Annotated in this window: 5 protein-coding genes; 4 read left to right on the forward strand and 1 reads right to left on the reverse strand. The window is 46.1% G+C overall.

Annotation, left to right across the window (positions count from 1 at the left end; all coding sequences use genetic code 11):
- On the reverse strand, positions 1 to 1,292 hold a 1,292-nt coding region (locus VIM87_RS03220), incomplete at its 3' end, for a beta-L-arabinofuranosidase domain-containing protein (protein WP_331995572.1).
- 456 nt (positions 1,293 to 1,748) lie between these two features.
- Here VIM87_RS03220 and VIM87_RS03225 point away from each other — a divergent pair.
- From VIM87_RS03225 to VIM87_RS03240, 4 genes are all read left to right on the forward strand, one after another.
- Positions 1,749 to 2,345 carry an RNA polymerase sigma-70 factor gene (locus tag VIM87_RS03225; RefSeq protein ID WP_331995573.1) on the forward strand — a complete coding sequence of 199 codons (597 nt, stop codon included), beginning with the start codon at positions 1,749 to 1,751 and terminating at the stop codon, positions 2,343 to 2,345.
- Positions 2,346 to 2,460: 115 nt separating this feature from the next.
- Positions 2,461 to 3,660: a FecR family protein gene (locus VIM87_RS03230; RefSeq protein ID WP_331995574.1), complete on the forward strand. Its 1,200-nt coding sequence runs from the start codon at positions 2,461 to 2,463 to the stop codon at positions 3,658 to 3,660.
- Positions 3,661 to 3,869: 209 nt separating this feature from the next.
- Positions 3,870 to 7,187, forward strand: coding sequence for a TonB-dependent receptor (locus VIM87_RS03235; protein ID WP_331995575.1), 3,318 nt, complete (start codon positions 3,870 to 3,872; stop codon positions 7,185 to 7,187).
- A 16-nt stretch (positions 7,188 to 7,203) separates the two neighbouring features.
- Positions 7,204 to 7,669, forward strand: a 466-nt coding sequence (locus VIM87_RS03240; protein WP_331995576.1) for a RagB/SusD family nutrient uptake outer membrane protein, incomplete at its 3' end; no start/stop codon positions are given.

A 7,669-nucleotide genomic window follows, 5' to 3' on the forward strand; every position in this document is an offset into this window, starting at 1 on the left:
CCTGTAATAACCAACCTGGTTCGCTCTTCATACGGAAAGGTTGTTTCCTGGCGCAGCTGTATCGCCTTTTCTTTCCAGCTTAAGGCCGACGCTACAAACAGGTTTACGTACAGCGAATCATGCGAGTGCGTGTAAATAAACTGGCTATACTTGCCGTGGTTCTCCATGCCTGTTCCCACACAGCACCACATAGCTTCATTGGGTGCGGAATATACCCGGTAACTGCGGGGACGAACAGGCGTGAAATACACATAACCGCCTGTTTCGGGGTTTTGTGTTGACAGGATATGATTGAGCATTGTACGTTCATAATAATCTGCATACCTGGCTGTAGGCGTCATCCGGAACAGATCTTCCGTAAGCTTAAGCATATTGCTGGAGTTACACGATTCAGGACCTTCCACGTCATTAACAAAATCGGTACATGCTGCCGCGCTTGGGAAAAACTCGCGCCGGCTGTTGCCTCCAAAAGCGAGTGTGCGGTTGGCGGTAACAGTTTGCCAGAAAAATCTGCCTGCGCCTTCGTATACCGGGTCTCCGCTTAGCTCACCGATCCTGGCAAAGCCAACTGCCTTAGGCACCTGTGTATTTGCATGTTTGTTATCAAGGTTATCGATACCATCAGCCATTGAGTTGAGCAACATTCTATGCGAAAATCTTTTAGCCGCAGCCAGGTATTTCTTATCACCGCTAAGCTGATATGCATCCGCCAGCACTTCATTCATCCCGCCCTGCTCCGTATCAAGCATCGCCTGCATTTGATCTTCCGTTAACCCGGCGGTTATGTTTACCGCCCAGTCGCAAAACTTAAGAAAGATATTTTTTGCATCCTCATTGCCGGTATACACCCAGGCGTCCCGCAGGCCTGCATACGTTTTATGTACATTGTACCATGGCACCCATGCTGCATGAAAGGCTTTAAAATCGCCCTGCTTAACAGACAGCCAAACGGCCTTGCTATCCGGTACGCCGCCCACATAGCCTGTGCCCCAGCCGGCGTGCTGTTTGGTGTTGGCATCCTGGCAGGTCTTTAATTCCGCAATCATATAATCCAGGCGCTGGCGGCAGCCTGCATTACCGGCTGCAGCATTTATAGCCATTGCAGTTAAATAATGGCCACCGATATGGCCATCTAAGCCATCCCAGTTTGCATAACTGGAGTCTTTTGGTGTTAAGCCTGCTTCTTTGCGGTAAGGCGCCAGCAAACGGTCAACATTATACTGCATTAATGTTTTGATGTTCAGGTCCCGGGCCTGTTTAAACGGGCCTTCCAACAGCTTAACGTCCCCCAATGGAAATTCGTTGGAATAAAGCCTCGATTGCGCTGCAACGCGAAGGCAGCATATATTGCAGAGTATGTAAAAGAGGACTATCTGTTTTCTCATCATATAGTTAATGAGATGGAATAATATTTTCATAACGCTAATTTCTCTTTTATTTGTCAGAATGACATTTAATAACAACTTCAAAAATATTGCGGCCCGGGAATGCCGCATGTATGTGTTTTACAACACTAAATATAGAAAAAAACCTCAAAATGCAACCGGTTAATATTAGAGCGGTGGAAAGAGTACATACACGCCAACGGACCTGCAGCTCCCTCCACCAGCTTCCGGCATCAGGATATAAGCATCCAGTCACATTTTAAAATAGCATTATATATAGAGCACCATTGCCAGCGGCAAAAAACCGGCAATTTCTCGTTTTTAATATTTATGTTTATATTCGAAATGCTTTCCCATTCCACGATGGCCACTGATCAAATAAAAAACGAGGATGAACTGTTAGAGAGGTTGCTAAAAGGTGACGCTTACGCTTTTGATTATATTTTCCATAAATTTTACGGTGCATTGTGCTTATTTGCCACGCGGTTAACCTCGGATAAATTCACAGCGGAGGAAATTGTTCAGGACATTTTTTGTAAGCTATGGAGTAAGCATACCGACTTTCCCAGCCTGCATGCAATTAAGGCCTTTCTCTACATAAGTACCCGGAATGCTTCCCTGAACGCTATAAAAAAGCAAAGCCGTAAAATGAAGCATGATCTGGAACTGGCTTTTTTCAAAGATGGGTTTGAGGAGCCCTTCCTCAACGAAATTATTTACATTGAAGCCATCCGTGAGATCTCCGCTGAGGTGAATGCCTTACCGGATCAGTGCGGGAAAATCATTAAAATGATCTTTGAAGACGGACTGCAGCCTAAAGAAATAGCAGATAAGCTTGATATTGCCATCAGTACGGTTTACAATCAAAAAATGCGCGGGCTTTCCATTTTAAGAAAACGCCTTTCAGATAGAGGGTTTGCTGTTTTAACATCCCTGATATTATCTATATACTTCAAGTGAGGCCCTTCCCCCACCCTCTCAGCTACCCATTGATGATATTCTAAAAAAAAAATTTAAACTCTTTTAGAGGAAACAGGATAGTTGGTTGTTTCTATATTAACACCAATTAATTGTCATGTCCGATAATGAGCTATATGATCCGTTTCATATAAGCAGCCTGCTGGCCCGCAAGCTGTATGGTACCCTTACCGCATCTGAGGAAGCGGAGCTGGAAGCATGGCTGAATAAAAGTGCCGGCAACCGGGAGATCCTTGAAAAGCTTTTGAGTGAAAGCACCCGGAAGCAGGAGATTGAGCATTTGCATGCATTTGATGAGGAAACTGCGTTAAAGAAGGTGTGGGCCAGGATCGGGCAACCGGAAAGCACCCGCAGCAACACTTTGAGGACTTATATGATAAGGATAGCCGCTGCTGCAGCGATCGTTATAGCGCTTTCTGTTAGTTTCCGGATCTATAAAGTTAAATCACCTATACCTGCGGAGCGATTGTCATATCAGGCAAAAGGCACAGAGATCTCGCCGGGCGCCAATAAAGCAATACTGATCCTGTCTAATGGTACTAAAATAGATCTTCAGGCGGCCCAAAGCGGAAATATCGCTTCCCAGGCAGGCGTTCTTGTGAGCAAGCGGGCAGACGGTAAAATTGATTACCAGGGCGATGGCTCCGCCACTACCACAGATGCGCTAAACACCCTGAGTGTTCCCAAGGGCGGGCAATATGAGCTAACCCTCCCGGACGGCACCCGTGTATGGTTAAACGCAGCTTCGTCATTAACCTATCCCGTTGCCTTCAGGGGAAAAGAACGCCAGGTGAAATTAACCGGGGAGGCCTACTTTGAAGTGGCCAGGGATGCCGGCAAACCATTTTTTGTGAATGTAGATGGCAAGCAAACCGTGGAAGTGTTAGGGACACATTTTGATATCAGGGCTTATAATGATGATCCTGATATCAGAACCACTTTACTGGAAGGCTCCGTAAAAGTAAGCGGCAAAAACAGCCATGCCATTATAAAACCCGGGCAAATGGCTGTTAATGATCTGAAAGCGCCTTTGCTTGTCAGGAATGCCGACCTGGATGAGGTAATGGGCTGGAAAAACGGGTTGTTTGTGTTTAATGACGAGCGTATTGAAGACGTGTTAAGAATAGCTGCCAGGTGGTATGATGTGGATGTAGAATACCAAACCGATGTAAGTCAAAAGAAACTAAGGGGGATTATATCTAAATACAACAACATCCGGGAACTACTGGATAACATCACAATTACATCCGGGATCCACTATAAAATAGAAGGAAGGCGGGTGATCTTAATGAATTAATCTTACTAAAAAGAAATTACCGCAAAAAAACCAGGGGCGTTGCAACCGCCCCTGGCGAAACACAGCCCCGGGAGCTGTGCACGCAGGTAATCAATATAGTCGCTGTTATCAACCAATTATTTAATTAACCTGACATTCAAATGTATAGAATTTATCCTGCATTTGGACGCGGATGTCCATTCCATGTCCAGCCTAAACTGTGGAGCGTTATGAAACTTTCATTTTTCATGTGCCTTATCGCCTTTATGCAGGTAAGCGCATCTTCAAAAGCTCAGAAAATTAATTTAAATAAAAAGAATGCCCCGTTATGGGAAACGTTAAATGATATTCGCCAGCAAACGGGTTACAGTATTCTTTGCGACCCTGATATCCTGGTTGCTGCAAAACCTGTTACTATTAACATAAAAGGCGGTTCGCTGGAAGACGCTTTAAAAATATGTTTTAATAACCAGCCCTTTAATTATGTGATCAATCAAAAAACTATATTGATCACACCCCTGAAATTGCCGGCCCGGGTAGTCGGTCAATCTGCCAGCACGATCAGGATAAGCGGAAAGGTAACAGATGAACAGGGTAGCTTACCGGGGGCCAGCATCAAACTGAAAGATTCTAACCTGGGCACGATATCGGACGCAAAAGGTAACTATTCCCTCAACGTTCCGGACAGCAAAGGAACGCTTGTTTTTACCAGTATCGGTTATTTAACACAGGAAATTCCCATTGAAGGGCGCACTACCATTGATGTTCAGCTAAAAGTGGAATCAAAGGGACTGAACCAGATAGTAGTGATCGGTTACGGCACCGTACGTAAAAAAGACCTGACCGGCTCAGTATCCTCTATAGGATCCACGGAAATAAAGTCGCAGCCTATTAACTCTTTTAACCAGGCATTGCAGGGCAAAGTATCGGGCGTGCAAATAACACAGGCATCCAATTCACCGGGTGGCGGCGTAACGATCCGTGTGCGCGGCGGCAACTCTATTTCCGCCAGCAATGATCCTTTATACGTTGTTGATGGCTTTCCGATCTCCGTACCAACGGCCGCAAACGGGGCCATTGGAAGCGGCGCCAGCTATGCTAACCCGCTGTCTACTATTAATCCAAATGATATTGAATCAATAGAAGTTTTGAAAGATGCTTCTGCTACGGCCATATATGGTTCAAGAGGAGCGAACGGCGTTGTGCTGGTAACTACCCGGCGCGGAAGATCGGGCCAGCCGAATATTGAGTTTGAAAGCTACGTGGGTGCACAGGAAGTTGTGAAACAACTGAAGCTGGGGAACGCGATGGATCACCTGAATCTGAAAAATGAGCAGCTTGCCAATCTGGGTTACGCTTTAAGGTTTGGCAACCCTGACGGGCCTTATCCTAAGCCCGTTGCTTCCTACGGTGAAGGTACCGACTGGCAAAAAGAGATCTTCAGGACTGCGCCGATGCAAAGCTATCAGCTGTCCGTTACCGGAGGTTCCGATAAAATACGCTACCTGGTAAGCGGCAACTATCTTAACCAGGATGGGATCGTTATTGATAACAACTTTAAACGCTATGCTTCCAGGATCAATTTAGATGCCACCTTGAGCGACCGTATTAAAATAGGCACCAATCTTACCGCATCGCGCACCATCAATAACGGCGTTTCTGAAGGCCTGGTCGCCGGCCCGATCTATGAGGCATTGACCATTTCGCCGGCCAGCCCGGTTTATGCAGCTGATGGCAGCTACCAATTACTTAACCTGGGCCCTGGCACCGGCTTTGCGAGCACTCCTAATCCCGTTGCCATGCTGCATACTTCAACCAATTTGCTTACAACGGACAGGATGCTGGGTAATGTATTTGGAGATTTCAGCATCACAGATGGCCTGAAGGCGCACATTAGTTTTGGCGCAGATATTCAAAACTCATTCAGGAATGTATTCTTTACGCCGCAAACACTTGCAGGAAGCGGCCGGAATGGTTATGGAAGCAATGGCACTTCGGAAAACATCAATACTTTAAATGAAAACACACTTACCTATACCAAAAAAATAAACCAGGATAATGCCTTTGATGTGCTGGCCGGTATAACTTTTCAAAGCAACAGAATGCAGCGCACCTACCAGGAAGCGGAGAATTTTCCCAACTACACCATGGGCGCTAATAACCTGTCGGCAGCCAATACACTGGATATTACCAGCAGCAGCTTAGAGAAATGGGGACTAAACTCTTACCTGGCCAGAATAAATTACCGTTTTAAGGACCGGTATTTATTCACCGTCAGCGCCCGTGCAGACGGCTCATCCCGTTTCGGCGCTAATAATAAATATGGGTTTTTCCCTTCCGGTGCATTTGCCTGGCGTGTATCCGACGAAAACTTCTTAAAGAACAGCCGTATCATAAGCGACCTGAAGCTGCGGGTGAGCTATGGCATTACCGGTAATGACGGAATAGGCCTTTATAATTCCCTCTCGCAATACACGATCGGGAAAACGGTTTTTAACGATGTTGAGGTGCTTACCAACCAGGTTTCGCGTATTGAAAGCCCGGATCTGAAATGGGAGAAAACCGCCCAGCTGGATATTGGCTTTGACGCCGGTTTTATGAATAACAGGATCACCGTTATTGGCGATTATTACCTGAAAAAAACCAGCGGCCTGCTACTGTATGTGGATCTGCCGGCAACTACCGGCGCCACCAGTGTGCTGCGGAATATTGGCAGTGTACAGAATAAAGGCTTTGAGCTTGCGGTTAGCACGGTAAATGTTGACCAGGGTGCAGATGGATTTAAATGGACCACGGCCGGCAATGTTTCCTATAACGACAACAAGGTAATATCCCTTGCCAATGGCGTGGATCATTACTTTTCCGGGTTAACCATTATAGAGGTTGGAAAGCCGCTGGGCTCCTTTTATGGTAATGTATTTGATGGTATATGGCAAACAAAAGAACAGATCGATGCTGCAGGCCCCTTAGCGCAGGCCGGCAGCTTGCCCGGCGCCTACCGCTGGAAGGATATAAACGGAGATGGTGTATACAATGAATCCAGCGACCGTAAAGTGCTGGGTAATGGCCTGCCTAAGTTTATTTTCGGTTTAACCAACAATTTCTCCTACAAGGGATTTGACTTTTCCTTTTTCCTGCAGGGTGTACAGGGTAACAAGATCTATAACAACTTCACTACCCTGATCGATGCACAATATAACCACCTGAAATCATATTATACGGAACACTGGACTGCCACGAATCCCAGCAACTCAGCCGGCGCTATACGCCAATGGGTTTTACCGGCTGTTTCTGATTTTGCCATAGAAGACGGCTCGTTTATACGGCTAAAAACGGTCACATTGGGTTACCAGCTGCCCGGTTTTACGAAGGCCATAAAAAGAGCCCGTGTTTACGTCAGTGCGCAAAACCTGCTCACGTTCAGCCATTACAAAGGCTATGATCCTGAAGTGAACGGCGATTTCAATAGTAATATTCAATATGGGGTGGATAACTTCAATTACCCGCCGTCAAGGATCTACATGCTTGGCTTGTCCATTACTTTATAATTAAACGCTGATAAAGATGAAACTACAATATAAATTATCGAACAAAACATTGTTGGCGGGCGGTTTTCTGGTTATAGCAATAATGCTGGGGGGAGGCTGTAAAAACAACCTGGTTGAGGTACCCTATTCGTTCCTGGGGGAAGAGAACTCCTTCAAAACAGCCAGTGATGCCACCGTTGCGCTTGATGCAGTGTATGACCGGCTGCGCAACATTTATAACATGACGATGATCAATCTTGCGGATGTAAATTCTGAGGAGCTGACCGTGCAATCAAACGTTGGCGCCAGCACACTGGAGCTTGATAATAACCTTTATTCAGCCTCCAACCCTGCTTTTGATGCGTTCTATACAAACTGTTACCTGATGATAGACCGTGCAAACAGGGTGATTAAGAATGTGCCCGGCATTACGATGGATGCAGCCGCTAAAGCGCAGATCATTGGGGAAGCGAAGTTCCTGCGGGCATTGATCTACTTTGACC

It is taken from the genome of Chitinophaga sp., assembly GCF_036569125.1.
GTDB lineage: Bacteria > Bacteroidota > Bacteroidia > Chitinophagales > Chitinophagaceae > Chitinophaga.